9 protein-coding genes are annotated in these 18,796 nt (G+C 63.6%); all 9 read right to left on the bottom strand.

Annotated elements, in window-relative coordinates:
• Positions 1-1,943: 1,943 nt before the first annotated feature.
• Entirely contained in the window at positions 1,944-3,395 is a 1,452-nt protein-coding gene (locus QHF84_RS27470; protein WP_281316403.1) for a transposase, read from the bottom strand.
• A gap of 626 nt (positions 3,396-4,021) precedes the next feature.
• Entirely contained in the window at positions 4,022-5,020 is a 999-nt protein-coding gene (locus tag QHF84_RS27475; protein WP_281316404.1) for a trypsin-like peptidase domain-containing protein, read from the bottom strand.
• A 5-nt stretch (positions 5,021-5,025) separates the two neighbouring features.
• Positions 5,026-8,433, bottom strand: a complete 3,408-nt coding sequence (locus tag QHF84_RS27480; protein ID WP_281316405.1) for an AAA family ATPase — start codon at positions 8,431-8,433, stop codon at positions 5,026-5,028.
• A gap of 4 nt (positions 8,434-8,437) precedes the next feature.
• Entirely contained in the window at positions 8,438-11,686 is a 3,249-nt protein-coding gene (locus QHF84_RS27485; RefSeq protein ID WP_281316406.1) for a DUF87 domain-containing protein, read from the bottom strand.
• Between the two features lie 37 nt (positions 11,687-11,723).
• A complete protein-coding gene (locus QHF84_RS27490) occupies positions 11,724-12,392 on the bottom strand; it encodes a hypothetical protein (protein ID WP_281316407.1) in 669 nt (222 codons plus the stop codon).
• 35 nt (positions 12,393-12,427) lie between these two features.
• Positions 12,428-13,192, bottom strand: a complete 765-nt coding sequence (locus tag QHF84_RS27495) for a TfuA-like protein (RefSeq protein WP_281316408.1) — start codon at positions 13,190-13,192, stop codon at positions 12,428-12,430.
• Positions 13,189-14,460, bottom strand: coding sequence for a YcaO-like family protein (locus QHF84_RS27500; protein WP_281316409.1), 1,272 nt, complete (start codon positions 14,458-14,460; stop codon positions 13,189-13,191). Before QHF84_RS27500 ends, QHF84_RS27495 begins: the two co-directional genes overlap by 4 nt.
• A gap of 18 nt (positions 14,461-14,478) precedes the next feature.
• Entirely contained in the window at positions 14,479-15,126 is a 648-nt protein-coding gene (locus QHF84_RS27505; RefSeq protein WP_281316410.1) for a hypothetical protein, read from the bottom strand.
• 135 nt (positions 15,127-15,261) lie between these two features.
• Positions 15,262-18,792, bottom strand: coding sequence for a serine/threonine-protein kinase (locus QHF84_RS27510; protein ID WP_281316411.1), 3,531 nt, complete (start codon positions 18,790-18,792; stop codon positions 15,262-15,264).
• Positions 18,793-18,796: the final 4 nt, after the last annotated feature.

An 18,796-nucleotide genomic window follows, 5' to 3' on the forward strand; every position in this document is an offset into this window, starting at 1 on the left:
GGGGCATCGGCCCAGCGTGGCGATTTCCTACGGCACGCTCGTCGATGGCAGCGTCGGGATCAACGCGCCACCGGGATCGTTCATCCACGATGCGTTCCCCTATGTCTCGCGATACGACGAGGGGAACGAATGCGAATACCCGGTCCGCTGCGTGGTCGGCCCGCGTCGCGTCGTGAAGGGGTACGAGCTCGACACGGGCGCCGCGAAGCCGAGGCGGTTCGGCGTGCGTTACCGCGATGCACGTTGGCATCGCCTCGGGCGCGGTTTCCTCGGGTTCGGGATGCGGATCGTCGACGACCTCGACACGGAGGCTGGCGTCGCCGAGGTGTTCGATGTGGCCACGTGGGACGAGGGGCTGCAAGCGTTTCCGTTCGCGCACCACGTGAAGAGTTCGTGGAGCTGGTTCCCCTCGAGAGAGCCCGAGAAGGACGACACGATCGAGGTCTCGTGGTCATCGTCAATCCTCGCGAATACCGCGACGAACGGCGGTGCAACGTATTTCATCGCGCCGATGGTTCGACGTGAGATCCGCGCGCAGGGCTCGTTCTGGGCCTACGAGACGCCGTTCGAGACGCCGGAGAGCTTCGCGCGGGATGCCATGCGAGGCGCGGCGCCGACAACGCGGATCCGCGACACGATCCATGTCGTCGGCAACGTGGACGCGTTCGGCAACGTGCTCGAGGAGAGCACGTACATCGGTCGAGATCACGGGCTCGCGTTCGTGCCGGCGAACACGTCGGAGTTCGCCGTCGACATCGAGCGGGTCTTCAAGAACAACGCGTCGAGTTGGATCATCGGGCAGCGTTCGGACGAGACCGCATGCAGCACGGCAGGCGGAGCGACGGCGTGCACGACGACGCACCAGGAATACGACTCGCTCGGTCGACTGCGCAAAATCGAGGTCGAGAGCGAGGGAGATACGGAGACGAAGCTCACCGTCGGGCTCACGCGCGATGCGTTCGGCAACGTGATCAGGACGGGCGCGAAGGACGCCTTCGAGGGGCACCGCGGCACGTGCGTTTCGTATGACGAGCAAGGGATTTATCCGTTCTCCCGGAAGAACGCGCTCGGGCACATCTCGTACGAGCGGTACGACGCGGGGACGGGCGCGCTGCTCGCCGAGGTGGATCCAAATTCGCTCGTGACGGCGTGGGCGATCGATGGGTTTGGGCGTGTCACGCGAGAGGTTCGGCCGGATGGCATCGAGACCATCGTCAAGCGCGCGGTCGCGCAGGATGCGGCGACGGGCGCGCGGCATCTTGCGATCACCAGCGCTTCGGCCGGGTGGGGCGAGGAAACGGCGGAGCTCGACCAGCTCGGGCGCACGGTGCGGGCCTGGTCGTCGGGTGTGTCGGTGCCGGGGCAGCTCGCGCCGCGGGTACTACGCGAGGTGGTCTACGATGACCTCGGCGAGCAGGTGGCCAAGGAGTTCGTGCCTGATGCGGAGACCGTGCCGCCAGCGGCGCGGACGTATGTGGTGCGCTCGTACGATGCGATCGGCCGCGTGAAGCGCGAGGTGTCGCCCTGGGGCGCGGTGACCGAGACGACGTACGATGGCGAGAAGGTCATCACCAAGAATGCTCGCGGGTTCGTCACGGAGACGACGCTCGATAGCCTCGGGCGGCCGGTGCTCGTGGTCGACGAGGAGAAGGGGCGAACGCAATACGAGTACGGATCGACAGGGCTGCGCAAGGTGATCGATCCCGGCGAGGCCGAGACGGTCTTCGAGCGCGACGGGCTCGGGCGGGTGCGGTTTCTGAAGGACCCGGATCGCGGCGACTCGGAGACGCATTACAACGGCTTCGGCGAGGTACGATGGTCTAAGGACGCGCTCGGGCGCGAGGTGCACCTCCACCACGACCGGCTCGGGCGCCTCTACCTGCGCGAGGATGCGGACGGGGAGACGCATTGGATCTGGGATCTCGCGCTAACAGCCCGTGGATCTACGCCACCCCAATCGCGATCCCAACATCCCGCCCATGGCCCGGCGGCATCCCGTCCCACGCAGCCCGGGAAAATCGTGCCAATTGCCTCGGCATGCGCCGTACCAGAGCCACCATGGCGGCCCATATCACCAAGATCGCAAGGGCAAAGCCCTTCCGGGCCGCGGCCAGGCCCCGCGGAGTCCCAGAGCCGAGAATTTGGCGTAGCACGAGCCCCAAGTTGAGCGCAGCGACATGGGCCAGGTAGCGTTTTCGCACGTTCTCTCGGCCCCTGACTCGGACCCTTCTCATTCCGCCCGTCTCGCATGCATGGGCGAATGTTCGCTCGATGAACTCTCCTCGTTTGCGTTGGAGAGCGCGCCCCTTCGGACGACGTACGCGGTATCGATTTCCGTAAAACGCTTGCTGCATGTCCCAGCCCTTGTCCTCCCACTTGCGGACGGGCTGGCTCCTCTCCGGGACATAGGTGCGGTAGCCGGCCTCCTTCAACGATAGGAGCAGCTCGGCCTTGTGATATCCCTTGTCCGCCACGACCTCGATCACGGTGCGCTCGGGCTGCGCGTCGCTGCTGCCGCCCTCCGGGGGCGGCTCGTCATCCGAATCGCGGTCCTTGTCGCTTTTCGCCTGCTCGACATTCGTGCGCGCCTGCTCCAGGCTTTGCGCCATCGTCGCTGGGTCGGCCTGGTCCGCTGAATAGACCTCTGCGGCGACCACGACGCCGCTGCTCATGTCGACGACATGTTCGGTCTTGTAGGCCAATCGCGTGCGGCCATCCTTGAGCTTCGTGATGCGGGCATCTTCGTCCGTCGGGCTTTTCCAGTCGGTATTCGACGTCTTCTTTCCCTTGCGCTTGCGGTCGAGTCGCCGAGCATCCTCCACGGTCGGATTCTCGATGCCTTCCTCCTTCGCCAGCCGCTTGATGAAGCCCGCGTACACCTCACCCGTCTCGCGCCGCACGATCGCCTTCATCGAGGCATCCGCGCGGAGATACGTCGAGTCTACGCCCATGACTTTGCCCTGGAGAAGCCCGGAGCGATTAACCACCCCGAGCACGAACGCGAACATCGTCTCGAAGACCTCACTGCCGAGGCGCTTGCGCATCTTGGACAGCGTCGAATGATCGGGCACCGTTTCGCCAGGCAACAGTCCGAGAAACTCCCGCAGGGATAGCGAGTCCGAGCACCGCCATTCGAGCCCGCGCTCGGACTCGATCCCCTCGAAAAAACCGACCAGCAGCATCCGGAAGTAAAGCCCCGGCGGGATCGACGGCCTGCCCGCCGTCCCGTCGGCCTCGAAATACTTCACGCACGCCGCCTCCATGGCCCGGTCAAACCCGTTCTCGCGCAGAAGCTCGTTCAGCTTCTCGTAGAACCGGTGCCCCGGCGACCGCGGCAACGAAGGCGCCGCCACCCAAAGCGGCGCCTGCTTCTCCCGTCTTCGACCCATCGACATGACGCGGACAAACCTACCATCCCCTCCCGTCCCTGTCGATCGTCCTTCGGGATAGGTCCACGGGCTGTTAGGGCGCGCCGGCCTCCACGACTTAGGGCGCAGAAGCGGCAACGGCGCGCACACTCCAATCGGCACGCGTATCGCACCCGTGATGCCCCTATGAGCCGACCGCTCCAAAGGATTCACCAGGTTTTACGCAGCGCCAGTGTTCTCCTGATCACGGGACCCGCCGTGTTGCTGGCTCCGACTTTGAACGCGGATTCGGGCGAGATCACACATGACGAATCCACGAGCGAGACAGCTGACGAGATTCGGACGGGCGAATGCGAAGTTGGCAACGACACCGGGAAACACTATACATTCCGGGATGGGCGTTTTCGCGTCTGCTGGATCAAGCGTCCAGGGCCCGCAGGAGTGTCTCAGAGTGAGTATTACTTGCGGAACGCAAGCGGCCGTCGCCGAAAGTTGAAAATCGCAATCAACAACTGGACCGACACCCATTGTCAGTGGATCGACGACGGCGAGCTATACCGCTTCGTTGTCGCAGATGTACGCGGCGTTGGTTCCCCCCAGGACGTGGTCGGGTGCGACTAACTCGCAGTCGGGCGGCGACGTGGCGGAGCTCGTCAGCGGGATCTTCTGAGTAGATCGAGAATCCGATCCACATGAATTCCTTCATTGCGAAAGAATCGATCTCTGGAGCCGGGCTCGGTTATCCAGCCTCCGCTGTGGTGCAGCGCGACTAGCTGCCAGTCCTTGTCGAAGACCGGTGAGCCTGACGAGCCTGGAAGCGTATCGGTCAAATATTGCACGCGCCCCGCACCGACATATTCGACCAGGTTGTGGAAGAACGAGAGCTGCTTCTGGTCCCCGCCGGGATGCTGGATGATGTTGACACGGTCGTCTCGCTTGATTGGAGCGGACCGAAGCGCGATTGCGCCCCACCGTGCGGTCGGGTTGCCGTGGACCTCGACGATCGTGCAGTCGTCCTCCTCGGAGGTCGCAAAGAAGGAGCCTGGATCGAGGCGCCCTTCTTCGACCTCTGCATCACGCCCGTCGGCGGTCTTTTGATGGTTGAAGTTGAGGATGGCGCCGGCGGCGGCCTCCCGATCTCGAAGCACGTGATGATTGGTGACCAGGAGGTCTTCCTCGACGAGGAAACCCGTCCCAAGCGAGCCATCGGCCACCCTGATACGCGCAACCGCACGCGCGCATCGCATCCCTACTTCCAGGAAACTCACCGGCACGAGCGCGCTCTGCTTACCCCAGATTCTTTCGAGGGTCTGGCCACCACGGCCTTGCCAGCCGAGCGTGTTGATATTTGGGCCTTCAGCGTAACGAACGGCGGCGCCGTCAAGCAGTCGCAGCAGGGCTTCGTCGTGCGAATGCTCCTTGACGGCGAGGTCGAGCACAGCGGTCGGCCATCGCCCGCCTTGTCTCCGGGCCTCCTCCAGGATGTTGAACCATGTGACGTCGGCGCGGACGTGAAAGCCAATCCGGATCGGATTGAGGCCGACCTTGTCGACGAACAGGCGTGCATCTTCTATCGTTGGATACTTGCGGGCCAATGTCTCCAGCCATGCCGCGCGCTCAATGTTGCATTGTAGGGCGTCACGATGAACCATGTCCACTACCTCCACGCGACGGCGCCGCGATCGACTTCATCGATGAGCGTCGCTAACTCATCATTTTCGGGACATCTGGCGCGTACGTCGCGCATGACAGCGCCAAGGCGTCCTTGGTTGCATGCTTCGAGGAGCATCTTGGGCCAGAAGCGCGCAGGGCTTCCCGAGAGCTCGACGCGGCAGATATCCAAGTGCTTCGTCGCGAGGAGTCGAGCGTCTTCCATGTCCGGGTACATGCCGGCCAGCTTTTCACCTAAGCGCACGACAGACTCCGTCGAAGGCGATCGAGCTGATGCTCGCAGTTCACGCGCACGAGTCTCGTCAACGATCAACCACACGTTTCCTTCCTGATCCCCGGCGCAAATATGCCCGTTCGCCACGGCTACGCAACGGAACGAGGACGTCCCATGAAGCACTCCCAGGCATTGGCCCGTTTCCAGGTCAAACACCCGCACCGTCGCGTCCTCTGACGCCGAGATCACCCGTGTCCCGTCCACCGACGCTGTACAGTCGAGCACCCTTTGCGAATGCCCCAGAAGCTCGCGTATTAGCGTTCGGTTGTGGGCATGGCGCAACTCCAGCTTTCCATCCTGCCTAGCCAGCACCACGTGCTGCCCATCTGGAGTCAGCGCGTTCCCGAAGCGCGGAGTTCGTTCGAACAGCGCCTGCCTCGATCGAAGTGAGACGCTACTCCAACGCCCAAGGTCTTCCATTGAAACGATCGCTGTGGACTCGATCCATTGGGCCCCATGGTGGAGATTCCACTGCCGCACTCGCTCATTCTTCGTGAACGAGCGCACACTGTGTCCGTCGGGCGAAATGGCACACACCGTCACCAGATCTGCATGACCTTCCAGGGTGGCGCAACACGCCCCGGTGGCGATGTCCCAGATCTTGAATGTCCCATCTTCCGAGGCCGACACAGCGATTCGCCCGTCCGGCGCGATCGCGCACTCCGTGACCGGTGCCTCGTGACCATTTCGTGCAACCAAGCTCTCTGGCAACCCCAGCTCCCAGATCTTGATGGACCGGTCGTTCGAGGCGGAGATCAGCCGGCGCCCATCTGGCGCTGCCGTGCACGTGGCCACGGCTCCCTCGTGCGCCTCGATTCGCATGACGCGTCGCGCGGCCACGACATCCCAGACCGCAATCGTCCCGTCCGCCATCCCGCAGAGCAAATGCTGACCTTGATGGACGAGGGTACATGCATCCACGCGCCCCAATCCGGCGCCAAAGTGCTGCTCGCAGCGGCCAGAAGCCAGATCCCACAGCATGATGGAGCCGTCCCCAGCCGCGGCGAGCACTCGATGGCCCCCAGGCAATAGCACCAGAGCGGTGAGCCACCAGCGCTCGTCCTTCTCTCCAGGCTGCCTTCGCGGACCGACATCCGGATGCCGGAGCGTGTGAATACTTTCCCAGGAGACCGGATCCCACACCCGTACAGTGTAATCCCGCGAGGCAGAAACGATCATACCACTGGCTGTCACAACGCATGCAGTTACATAATCTTCGTGCCCTGCAAGCTGGGCCCGTCGCGCGCACGTGGCGCGATCCCAGATGGTGATCGTTCCGTCGTCGGATCCCACCACGAACCGCTCGCCGTCAGGGCTCACCGTACACGATGTCGCCCATCGTCCGTCATTGTCAAGCGTAGCGATCGGGCGGCAACCTTCGAGATCCCAGAGCCGTGCAGTTCCGTCTGTAGACGTAGAAATAGCCACTTTCCCGTCAGGTGTGATCGCACAACTGGTGAGTTCGTCATCGTGGCCCTTCAATTCCGCTATGCATTCGCCTGTTCCCAACGCCCAGAGGCGGAGCGTGCGGTCCACGGATGCCGAGAGCACGTGGTTTCCATCCGGGGTCACGACGCAGGCGACAATCGCCTTATCGTGCCCCAGAAGCGTTCGCAGCCGCGTCGGTCCCAAGCATACTCCATGTAAAAGGCGCAGCGGCGGCAGGCCTCTCGGGAAATGGAGTGTGCGCGCGATCCGTGCGGTCGACCAGCCAGTGCAACGCAATCGGTTGTACAGCAGCCCTGGCAGAGACGCGGGCGGATCACCGCGCCAGAGTTGGAGTACCTCGGCGCGCACCGCGGCAAGGACTGGTATCAGGTCGAGGGCAGCCTCGTTTCCAATGGCTTCAAGCACCGCATGGATGTCGCGTTCGACCGCAATAATGCCTAGCTCACGGCATTTTGCCTCGAGATAACTCACGTCGCAGCAAAGACTCTTTGCACCCAAGCGATCTCCAGCCGCGAGCCGGTGCGCCAACGCATGACGGATGGCATAAGCGCGTCGCGTCTCGTACCGCTCGTCCGGTGGCCAGGCCGCAATCGAGTCGGCGAGCCCAGCGTGATGTGCGCAGATCTGCAAGTCGCCGATTCGCTCCACAATGAAGTCACGAAACGACGTGTGGAACAGCCGGTAAGCAGGCTGGTTCCTATCCCAGTGAGCGTGCTCAGAACGCAAGAAGGGGCGAACCGCCCGCAAGAACGCTTCACCCTCGCCGCAGAGTTCGCGAAACAGGGCAATCGGTAGTGCTTCGCGAGCGGCGCACAAGAGCCCGAGTCCCTTTACGACCAGCGCGCGGGTCTCGCTTGGAAGCCGATCGATGTGATCCCAGATTTGTTCGAGGAGGTCCGAAAGCCCCTCGGGGATGCTTTCCGCGGTGCGCAGTGAGGCCGGCTGAGCCTCCAGCCAGTCGCGCCACCTTATTGCATGTAGCAAATTACCGCCTCCACGTCGAACCGCCTCTTCAACGAAGGCATCATCCAGGGGCGGGTCGAACCGACTAGCGTGATACTCCCAGAACGCCCGGGCAGCAGACTCGTTGGAGCTTAGCCACTGCTGATCATCGAGGTCGATGGGCACCACGCAGCCTTGCTTCATCCAATCTGGAAGGCGGTACATCGGCCTGGAGGCGCAGAGAACCACCACACCGCCTGGCAGCCTCTGCGGGAAAAAGCGGAACAGTAGGTTTTCCCCCGCGCCGTCCACAGCCGCCTCGTCGAGTCCGTCGATCACCAGGATCAGTCGGTCTTTGCCGGTCAAGATGTGCTTTTTCGACACCCGCTGGAGGAGCTCACCAAGTCGCCTTTCCTCTGGCAGATCGGGGTCGATCTGCTCGCCGTAGCGGCGCTCGATCTGAGCGCAGAGGTTCTGCACCACCACCTCGGGGCGGTCCCAGCCTTCAATGCAGCGTCGGATGAAATGATGCGGCGTCGCCTCTGGCAGCTTGTTCAGGATATGGGCGAGAACAGCGCTCTTGCCAACGCCGGGGCTCCCAAGAAGCAGCACCCACCCGCGAGGCACCGCCTGCAGCCGGCGGAGGAGTGCCTCGAGCACATCCTCGCGCCCGAAGAGGCGCTCGTGTCGTGCGAGCTCGTCCTCGAAGTCGATGACCTCGCGGCGCACGGAGTCAGCCCTTCTTGTGCCGCGCCGCGATCTTTAGGATTTCGGCTTCCGGGACCTGCTCGGTCCGGAGCAGCGAGAGATGGCCCTTGAAAGGCGTGACCGCTCCGTCCTTCAGCAGGTGGAATTCGCCCGTACCCTGGTTCGGGATGCGCGCGGTCACGTTGACTCGCGCCTCGCTCAGCAGCGGCCTCATCTTCTCGAGCGCCACCGTCTGGGTGACCCGGCCCAGAAACCAGCTCCGGATGTTGTCGCGGCATTTGTAATCCAAGTCCCCAGGACTCTGCGTCGCCAGCATGAGCCCCAAGCCCCCTGAGCGCGCGCGGCGGAGCAGGTTCTCCATCGGCGCTTTCGTGGCTGGTTGTCCTACGGCGGGCAGATAGACGTCAGCTTCGTCGAAGAGCACCACCGCCTGCAGGTGCGGCGACGGCGCCCTGGTCACCCACCGCGTGAGCGTCAATAGGAGCTGCGAGACCCAGAACAGGATCTGCGTGTTGTCCCCGAGGAACTTCGTGCTGACGATGCTCAGCCTCGTCCGACCGGGGCGAGCATGAGGGCCAAGACCGAGCAGCAAGTTGGCGTCGAGCTGCTCGCCAGTCGAAAACAGCAGATTGGCGGTGCCCAGCTGTAGCACTTGGAGGTCGTGCACCAGGTCCTTGAATATCTTGGTATCGAGCCGCCCGATCGTTCCTACGAGCGCTGGATCCTCATTCGCGATGAGCGTGATCAGCGCCTCTAGGTCGAACTTTTCGGAAATGCCGTGGACGGCGAAGAGGCGGAAGGCCTGGACCAGTATTGCCCGGAGCGCCTTGTCCTTCCGAGCATGCTTGTAACCGAGCATGTCACCCAACGCATGGGCAGCATAGCCCGCCGCCTGATCGCGCTCGAGGTCGTCGAGCCCAGCGAACCCGCGCGGCAGCAGCGAAAGCGCAAGTTGTCGACCTTCCGGATGGCCTGGCGTGAACACGGCAACATCAATCCGCTCCCGGAGAGCCTGCCTCCTGGCATCCAGCGCGGGATCCTCGTGCGGATCATGGAAGAGTGCCTCCCGCGCATACGCGCAAAGATCTCCTTTACGATCGACAAGAATTGCAGGGACGTTCTGCAGGAGGAGCTGCTCGATCACGTTGAGCGCCAACGTCGTCTTGCCGCTGCCGGTGCTCCCGAGGTAAGCAGCGTGTGCCGTCAGCGTCTCACCGTCGATCGTGAGGTCGCCAGGGACGAGCTCCCCGGTGGTCCCAAGTAGCACTGGGCCGGTGCGCACGAGGGACGGTCCTTCGGGGTTCTCGGGCGGCGTGCTCTCGGTCTTCGGTGTGTCCGCTCCCGCTGATTTAGGCAGCTCATCGAACATCGAGGGCCGGTCGTCGGCAGGCGGCTGTTGGGGAGCAGCCCGGGACTCGCCCTCCTGCTCGAAACGCTCGAGGTGGTCCAGGTCCAGCGCCTGAACCAGAGGGAGGAGGCTCGAGAGGTGGGTTTGCTCTTTCAGCCACTCCTTGAATTGCTCACGCGTTCTATGCTCGTCGTAAAAACGTCGGAACGCGGCGAGCTTGCGCAGGTCGGTGCTCTCGAGGACGGCCTTGCGGCCGCCGTTCTCCGTAATCTTTGCGAGCACCTTGGATACAGCCGTGCCCTGATTGTTGGGAAACTCGCCGCAGCGGAGCAGGACCGGGATTCGATGCCCTGCCTGTTTGACGGCTGCCTCCGCCTGCCCGCGAAGGCCGCCACCTCTTGGCCCCTTGTTACAGACGACGATGAGGATCTCCTCACCAACGCGATAGGTACCGCTCGCTGTCGGCACCATGATCCTGACCTCGATGGTCGAGCCCTTCACCTCGACGCCGAAACGGTGGCCGCTCTCCAGCTCGTCGGCTGCGGTCTCGAGTGCCCATGCCACAAGCTCGGCGATCGCCGCGTCAGCGTCGGGCGGGTCGTCGGTGAATTGCGCAAGGTAATCGTTCCATGCCTGGTCGATCGTCGCTTTGCGCGGCTTCTCTTTGGTGCCTTTGGTCGGGTTCGATTTTTTGGGTGGCGGGGCAGTCTCTCCGGACGGGGCAACGATGCGCCCAGCCGCCATGCACCGTTCGCGAAAACTGCGGCATTCATCGAGCACATCTCGGATTCGAAGCCCGCTCAGGCGTTGCACGAAGTCCCGCGGCACTGGATAGACCGGGTCATCCTCCTGTTCGTCCGGAGTGATGCGCGAAATCTCATAGAGATAGCCGAGCCGCTGCTGGATGATCTGCTCGACTTCCTCGGCCTTGCGCTCAGCAACCAGGCGAACGGACGCAGGGTCGCTTTCGATGCGGTCCAGCGTCGAGCGGGTGAGCCTGCCGCGCAGGCGGTCGTAGTACTCGTCCAGGCAAGCGATTACAACGATGGATGAGGGAACCTGGTCGGCGATGGCGCAGAGGGTGGACATGACCCGCCGGAACGACGCCTCGGCATCTACGCCGCCGTAATGTGCGTCCTCGAACTGATCGACGCATATTACAAGCACCCGGTTGTGGCAAGCCCACATCAGCCGCCCGAGCTGCTCGATGAGCCGCTGCGCGCCCTCCTCGCTGTCTCTGCGCGAGAGCCCACCTAGAAGCTGCCGGTCGCGCTCCGGGAGTTCCTCGCAGCGCAAATATTTCACCGTTCGTGACCTCAGTACGGGGTCCTGCCGCTGCAGGAGCAGCAGAGCACGGAGGAGATCGAGGTCGAGTTCCGCGCAATGGGGGTGGGTAATGATTCGTTCCGCGGCACGATCTACTAGCTCGATGACGGCTGCGTGTTCGAGGCTCTCATTCTCACGAAGCGCCTGGAGAGCTTCCTTGTCATCGCATTTGGCCGCGATGGCCCTGGAGAGCTTGAGCAGGCCAGACTCAGTCCCAAGCGGCTCATAGTACGCTTGGTCCAGCGAAGCGACCAGGTTGCTGGCGAGATAGCGGCTGTAGCTCCTGATCGCGGTCATCATTTGCAAATAACCCACGAAGCCGTGTCCGTTGACGTGGACATGGTTGCGGAACGCGCGCAAAAGGTGCGTCTTGCCGCTCCCCGCGTCACCGAGGAGGAGCAGCAGCCGGCCCGCCTCGAGCCCCGGCGGCGTCGTCGCCTGCGCGAGCATGCGCTTGAACAGCGCCCGCGCCTCTACGTGCACGGATTCGACGTCGTAAGGATCCTCCCGCCATATCTGATGGCGGTGCTCCACGGAGTGAAACAGATCTGGCTTCTTGTTCGACAGGAACGCTTCGACTCGGGCGTCGGGCCTGGTCATGACTCACCCAATTCCCATACTGGTTCGGATTCCGTCCTCAGATGCGTACGAAATGAAACGTCGCGCTCAGGTAAGCAGTCTCGGACGCGTCGACATCCTTTGGATCCATCGCCTCCACGAGGTCGGCGCGGCTGAGTGACAGGAGCTGCTGCCGGTGGGCAGAGACCAGGCGCGCCTTGAATGCCTCCTCGTTACCAACGCGAAATCCATCGTGTTCGAGCTGCTGAAGCACGTGCGAGATGAACACCTTGCCACTCCCGAAGCGTCCCGTCTTCGACGCGCGCGCGGCCGCGAGCACCTGCTTTGCGAAGGCATCATCCTGCTCAGGCAGGTCCACATGCATGAGGGGAAAGGTGGACGGCGGATTAGCCACGGCGCTCATCTGCTCGATGAAAAACATCATGATGAGGCGGGGCTTCATGCTTCTCCACGTCGCCTTGCGCGGAAACGCCGCTAGCCTTGCATCCGCTGCGATGGTGCGTTTACCTGCTTCTGTAGGCGTCCTTCGGGTGAGCGTTCTCTTCGCGCCCTTCGCCCGGTCGATCCAGCCGGCTCGTTCCAGTACCGCAAGGGCATCGCCGCAGGTGCGGATCCGTTCGGCTGCGCTCCAGTGAGCTAGAGGGACCATCGAAAACTCACGGATAATCTGGTTCGGAGTTCCCCCATCCGGGTGCTTCCAGAGCCAGGCGAGGATGAACGTGGCCATGAGAGACAGGGGCGTCTTTTCCGTGGTTGTCATAGTTATTTCTCCATGCTGCTAAAGCTAGGTTCTCTGCTACGTCGATCCGCCTGCTCGCGGATATGCTCCCACGCGTCCGTCCTTTCGAAGGCGTAACGCACCTTCATTGGGGTGGACGCGAAACACGGCTTGCTCATGGTCTCCAGCAACGCCAGCGCGTCGAGACGTTTCTGATCGACGCGGCCATACACCAGGAATGCCCGCAAGGGATCGAGGTACTCTACCAACGACACTTCCTGGGCCGCACGCTGGAGCAGAACCGGATAACACCGGTCCGCATAGAAGAACTGCTTGGCGATCTCTTCCAGGCGCACGCAGCTCGCGCCTGGTATCACCCCTGCCTCCTCGGCGGCCCGGAGCGTCGCCCGGATGTTCACCATCGCCTCGCTCAGCGGGCGATACCCCTCCTCGGCCATTGCGTGCGCCACCGCCACCTCGTCATCGGCCTCGAGCTCGCCCGATGCATACGCCTCGTAGATTGCACCCACCCCCTGCATCCCGAAGCGTGAGAGCTCCGCTGCGCGCAGGGCGCCCATGCTTGCCGCGCCGAGCACGTGTACGCCTTCGGCCATGGCCCACAGGATCTCCTTGTGTGAGACCGACGGGACGCGCTCGAAATAGCCGTCGATGATCCCGATCGCCGCCGGTTTTTGCGAAGCGGCGCGGTAGACATCCCCCTGCGTCGCAGGAGGCAGGAAGACGGCGTCGAGTAACTTTTCTCCTTCCCGAATCGAGAGCGTGGGGCCGGTGAAAATGAAAAGCGTCATGACTTTCGCTCCGCGAGACGCCGCTGCGCGCGAGCGCCAGGGATGTAGCCAGGGATGTCCCACAGCGGCTCTAGCCCGGGGACCACCATGCGGACTACGGGGATCCGAAGCTCGGGTCGGGTAAGATCGACGGCGATGATCTGCTGGAGCCCCGTGGCCTGCAGCCGGTCGACCTCCCAGGCGACGTCGTCGTCAAGCGTATGGCCTGGGTGATCGGACACGTCGTGAAAGCTGCGCTCCGCGAGCTCGCCAGCGTGCACGTGGACGAATTGCTGGGCTGCGCGCAGATCCTCCTCTGGACCGTTGCCGCGCGCCCGCACGTCGTCCCGCGCGCCGGTGATCACCGTAAGCCGGGCCTGCACCGCCTCGGTCATCGCGCGGAGCAGCGCCACGCCCCGGGCGGGGTGGCAGCCGAAGCCGACCATGGGCGCGATGGGCCTCTGCGGGTTCGGTTCACGGTCGCAGACCGTGCAAGAGAACGCGGGGATCCCGACGTCGGACGTGATATCCCAGAGGCAGGCGAACGCGCCGGCAGCTTCCAGGCGGTCCAGCACAGCGCGACAGTCGAGGTCGTCCACCGTGGCAGCGTCAATCCGTGTGCGACGCTTTTCGGCTGGACCCGAGATGTGCCACAACGTGGCAGCGTCGCGCTCGACGAGTTCGCAGATGGCATGGCTGATGGCCTCGAGCGGGTGGTTTCCCGAGGCGAGGCCGTTCGAGCTCATGACGAACGCACCACTCCCGACGAGCAGCGGTAAAGAATAATCCGTATGCACTACCTCGAAAGGAACCCAGGTCGGTGCACCGAGCGCCAGGTCGAGCCCTGCCACCCAGAATAGCCGCAGGTGGTCGTGCAGTGCTGTCACGGAGAGCCGCGGCAGACGTCGCACATCGGCCAGCAGGTGGCGGAACCGCAGCTCGTTCACCGTGCCCAGCTTGAGGGGAAGCTGGACACGCTCGGCGTGCCAGTGTTCGATCGACTCCATAACCCCCGATGCGCGGGCAGCGGCCAATGTCAGGCCTTTGCCCGGCGAGACGGAGATGGAGCGGGAATTGGGACGCATCACCATGACCACGGGCACGCCGATGGTATCGAGGCCGGTGACGTCGGCGATGCGGGTGATACCCATCACAGGAAGGAGGGGTTTCACTTGGTTCAATGTCTCCTCGGGGGAGACGACCCGATGCGTCCCGACAACGAAGCGCTTGGGCGCTGCTGGCTGATTCGGGGGCCGGGGGCCGCTGGCCTGGGGGAGCAGGGGAATCATGATTCGTCCACGTATCGATCAGCGCCTGAATCGGGAGAGGTTCAGCACGTAGCAATTGATGGCTTCGATGGCGTACGTGGGCGCGGCAATGTCCGGCGGGAGCACCTCCTCAGGCTTGTCGGGGCTCATCGAGAGGTAGTTTTTTCCGTGCAAGTCCTCGAGCAGGCGCAGAAATTCCTTGGTAGTCTCGACGAAGTGCGGGCGCATGGGCTGGTCGAGGACGACACGGCTCCAGCTCTGGCAACGGATCACGTAGTACTCGCCCTCCTTGGTCTCGAATGCCTCGCCGTTGTCCCCTTCGACTTTGCCGCCCTTGGCGTGGATGATGAGGTCGTACGTCGAGAGCGTCCGCCCGTCCCCGCAGAATTGAAGGGGATCCAGGACGACGTCTTCGTCGGCAGACTCGGGCAGGTTCTTGATGTTCTTCTCACAGATCACATAGACGCCGTCCTCGCCTTGCAAGAACCGCACGAACGCCCCGGGCTTACCGCTCGCCTCGAGCCTGGCGATCTTGTCACGGATCGCTTGCGGAATGTCCTTTTCGCTCCAGCGATTGTCCGGCTGCGCCCAAGATTTCGACTCCACTTGATACACCGGATTCGACTCACCATTGATGGTGAAGAGGAGACCCCTCTTGTCATCGATGCAGATCATCAGGTCGGACATCAGCTGCTCCTTATGGTCTCGTTTGGCTGCAGACGGAGGTACTCATGCGTCCTGCGCGGGTGCGCCACGCAGACGGGTGCCGCACAGTCGTGCCTCTGCACGCCGTCGGTTGTTCGGCATTCAGTCTTTTTTAACTCAAGCGTATCCGATCTGCACTGCGGACTCTAGGGCGCGCGATAGCGTGTCCCTGGCGTGGACTTTCTGCCTCTTGTCGTATGCTTCAACTGCCTCTCGGAGGAGAGGCCCGATCGGCTCGGGCAGGCATTGCTGCCGGCTGTCGAGGACCGACCGGGCCTCGTTGATGGCGCCCGCGAGATCTTTACGCGCGAACTTCACGGCGCAGAGGGGAAGCCTCGCAAGCCACTGGAACGGGAAGACGTGCGGGGGAGACCAGCGGGCGATGGCCTCCCCTGCCAGCCGTTCGGTCTCCACGAGGTTGCCGCGGGAGAACGCAACCCACGCCAGGTTTCCCAGGGCTACCCCCACATATTCTCGAATCTGCTCTGTTTCTGCCAAGGACAGGCTCCGCTTTGCGACCTCCTCGGCTTGCGCAATGAGCCGCCTCCCTCGATGGACTACCGCGAGGTAACTCAGGCAGCGCACCTGAATCTCGAAGTTGCCTGTTTTCTCCGCGATCTGAAGCGCGGCATTCAATTCCATGTCGGACTCGTCGAGGGCACCGTGCAGCCAGAGGAGAATGGCGAGGCTGCATCGCGCACCGAGGGCTAGATGTCCGGTTCGCGGCTCGCCTGCGATCTCATAGGCGGCCACGCATTCGCGAGCCCAGGCGACCGTTTCGGCAGAGGCCACGAAACGCTCGGTCTGGATGTTCCTCTGCGTCAGTGCGTGGAGGTAATGTGCCTGGTGGAGGGGTGTCCCCAGACGCTTCACCTCAGGCTCGAGCCTCTCGATCAGCCGCGACATGTTATCGATATCGGCTTGCCAATAACATACGGAAATTTGTTCGAACTGTATTTGGATCCACTCGTGTGACCACGCCGCCATGGCGCTGCTCGACCGCGGCTTACTGGGCGGCTTGCCGAGCGCCGCTTGCGCCTTCGCATAGTGGTCGAGCGCCTGCGCATGCGCGTGATGCATTTCCCAGGTCTTGCCTATCTTGCGTAGCCGCCGAGCCCGGTCCAGGACCGACATCCTGCGAACTTCTGAAAGCGCGGCGCGGTACGCTTCCCGGGCATCTGCGTACCGCCCGGCGAGAGCAAGCAAATCCCCTTTTTCCTCGTAAAGCCCGGCGATATCCATGCGTGTCCCCCGCAGGGCATCGATGGCCGCCTGGTAGAAGCCGATGGCTTCGCTGTTGGCGTACACCTTCCGGGCGTACTCCGCAGCCTTTTGGAAGTACCTGCCCGCTTTCTCCCGGAGCTGCGCGCCGCCCTGAATGAAGTATCTCCCTGCCTCGTCCCTGCGTGATGCCTCCGCAAGGTGCTGCGCTATCAACACTGCCTTCTCCGGCATGGCTGCATACTGCACCTCGAGTGCTTCGCTGGCCCTCAGATGCAGCCTCGCTCGCGTCGAGGAGGCGATGCGCGCATAGGCGATCTCCCGCAGCTTGTCGTGGGTGAAGGCAAGTGCTCCGTCTGTCGTCACCTCCAAAATCCGCCGCACCCGGAGCGCCTCCAGCGCTTCCCCGGCCTCTTCGTGCGTCGAGCCTGGGAGCGACAACAAGAACTCGTCGTCGAGTTCCTGTCCCAGTACGGCTGCCCATGCCACGAGCGCCTGGCCGGCGGCGTCGAGTCGGTCGAGCCGACGCCCAATGAGATCGACCAGTGTATCCGGCAGGGGCAGGGAGGTAAGAGCAAGGACCCCATCCGCGTCGAAGCAGAATCCGCTGCGCGTGTCCCTTTTCAGGATCTTTTCCTCCAGGGCGGCGTGCAAGTACTGCGAGACGAAGAAGGGATTGCCTTGGGCTACGCGCGCGAGCACCTCGAGAACGGCGCCTGGGGGCGTCTTCTGGGCGAGCATGCCCGCGACGATCTCCTTGACGCTCCGATCGTCCAGCCGCCCGAGCCCGAGCGTTTCGACGCTCTCCTCATGGACCAAGGAATCGAGCGCGAGAGTTTTCTCCTCACTGCGGTAGGTGCCTATGACTAGCACCCCCCGTTCCTCCATCCGTGCCCTGGCGAGGGTTGCCAGCAAACGCATCGTGAGTTCATCTGCCCACTGTAGGTCATCGAGGACCAGCAGGAGCGGTGATTCTTCAGCGAGCGCCCATAACACGTCGCGCATCGCAGCGATGACACGAGACCGTGCATTGCCCGGTGGCAGGGGCGCGGGCGCCGGCTGTGTGTCGCGCCCAGGCAGGTTACACAGCGCGGGCTCGTAAAGCTCCAGGATCCGGCCCCGGTGGCCGAAGAGGCGCTCGGCCTCCTCGCGGGAGCAGTAGGCGCGAGCGGCTGCGGCCCGGAGAACCGGACGCAGGGGGTGGAGAGGGGGCGCGCCCGCGACAATCGCTCTGTTTTCACTTGCGACGATACATTGGCCGGGGATGACGCAGATCCGAGGCGCGAGTTCACTCCCGCGTCTTATCGTGTCCTGGACGATCTCTTTCGCGAGCCTCGTCTTGCCCACGCCGCTCTCGCCGTGCACGATGCGGATGCCACCGCGCCGCTCGTGCGCCGTTCGTGCGACGGCCAGCCTCAGATCGGCCAGCACCTGGGCGCGGCCCTCGAACTTCGGACGGTAGAGGTACGGTGGCGCTGGCGGGCCTTCATCCGGCTCATCCTCCGCACCTATGGCGATGAGCCTTTGCGCCACGTCGGCAGCATAGCCGATGCGATCCTCCGGGTTTCTCTCCAGCAGGCCCAGAATCAGCGCAGTGAGCTCCGGAGGAAGGCCTGGGACGAACGCCGAGGGGGGGATGCCTCCGACGTTCACCGGCCGCCGCCCGGTCACGCATTCATAGAGAATGCAGCCGAGCGCGTACAGATCGGCGCGCGCATCCACCAGTTTGCCTAATTGTTGCTCGGGGGCCATGTAGGGCGGGGTGCCATAGGGCGACTCGATGTCGAGCTCTTCGCGCCCCGTGGCGCCCCCAGAGGGCACGGCGATGCCCAAATCGATGAGAACCGGGCGATCCCCTTCCAACAGAACGATATTCTCGGGCTTGAGATCGCGGTGTACCAGGCCCGCGCCGTGCAGGTGAGCAAGAGGCACGCAGAGACGGCGGATCAGGGTAAGGATGGGGCCGAGCGCGTGTCTCGGCTGCGGGCTTGCCGCAGGCGTAGCCATGCGGTTCGAAGGCTGGTCAAGCGGAGGTGCCGTCTTTGTCGTCGCGTGCGCGATCCTGGGATCGACCGGGGGAGACGCCGGCCACAGGTCCCGGATATGCACTGCTAGCGTGCGCCCCTCCAAGAATTCCATTGCCATCCAGGGCACGCCATGCACCTCTCCGTCATCGACGATCGGGACGATCCCGGGGTGCTTCACGCGGCGGAGGGCGCGGATCTCGCGGAGGATGGAGGCGAGAAGGTACGCGTCGCGTTCCGGGGACGCTTGGGGCAGGTTCACCGTTTTGACGGCGACGATGGTTCCAGTCTCACGGTGCCTGGCCCTGTACACGACCCCCATCCCGCCGCTACCGAGCTTCTCGAGCACTTGATAGGGGCCGAAGGTTTCCGGAAGGGGGTCTGCGCGCCGCGTGCCGCTCATGGTT

The sequence above is a fragment of the Polyangium sp. y55x31 genome (assembly GCF_029946505.1).
Classification (GTDB): Bacteria; Myxococcota_A; Polyangia; order Polyangiales; family Polyangiaceae; genus Polyangium.

Excerpts from the sequence above, each read along its gene's own strand:
- QHF84_RS27470 (WP_281316403.1), bottom strand. The coding sequence starts at position 3,395 with ATGTCGATGGGTCGAAGACGGGAGAAGCAGGCGCCGCTTTGGGTGGCG.
- QHF84_RS27475 (WP_281316404.1), bottom strand. The coding sequence starts at position 5,020 with ATGGTTCATCGTGACGCCCTACAATGCAACATTGAGCGCGCGGCATGG.
- QHF84_RS27485 (WP_281316406.1), bottom strand. The coding sequence starts at position 11,686 with ATGACCAGGCCCGACGCCCGAGTCGAAGCGTTCCTGTCGAACAAGAAG.
- QHF84_RS27490 (WP_281316407.1), bottom strand. The coding sequence starts at position 12,392 with ATGGCCACGTTCATCCTCGCCTGGCTCTGGAAGCACCCGGATGGGGGA.
- QHF84_RS27495 (WP_281316408.1), bottom strand. The coding sequence starts at position 13,192 with ATGACGCTTTTCATTTTCACCGGCCCCACGCTCTCGATTCGGGAAGGA.
- QHF84_RS27500 (WP_281316409.1), bottom strand. The coding sequence starts at position 14,460 with ATGATTCCCCTGCTCCCCCAGGCCAGCGGCCCCCGGCCCCCGAATCAG.
- QHF84_RS27505 (WP_281316410.1), bottom strand. The coding sequence starts at position 15,126 with ATGTCCGACCTGATGATCTGCATCGATGACAAGAGGGGTCTCCTCTTC.
- QHF84_RS27510 (WP_281316411.1), bottom strand. The coding sequence starts at position 18,792 with ATGAGCGGCACGCGGCGCGCAGACCCCCTTCCGGAAACCTTCGGCCCC.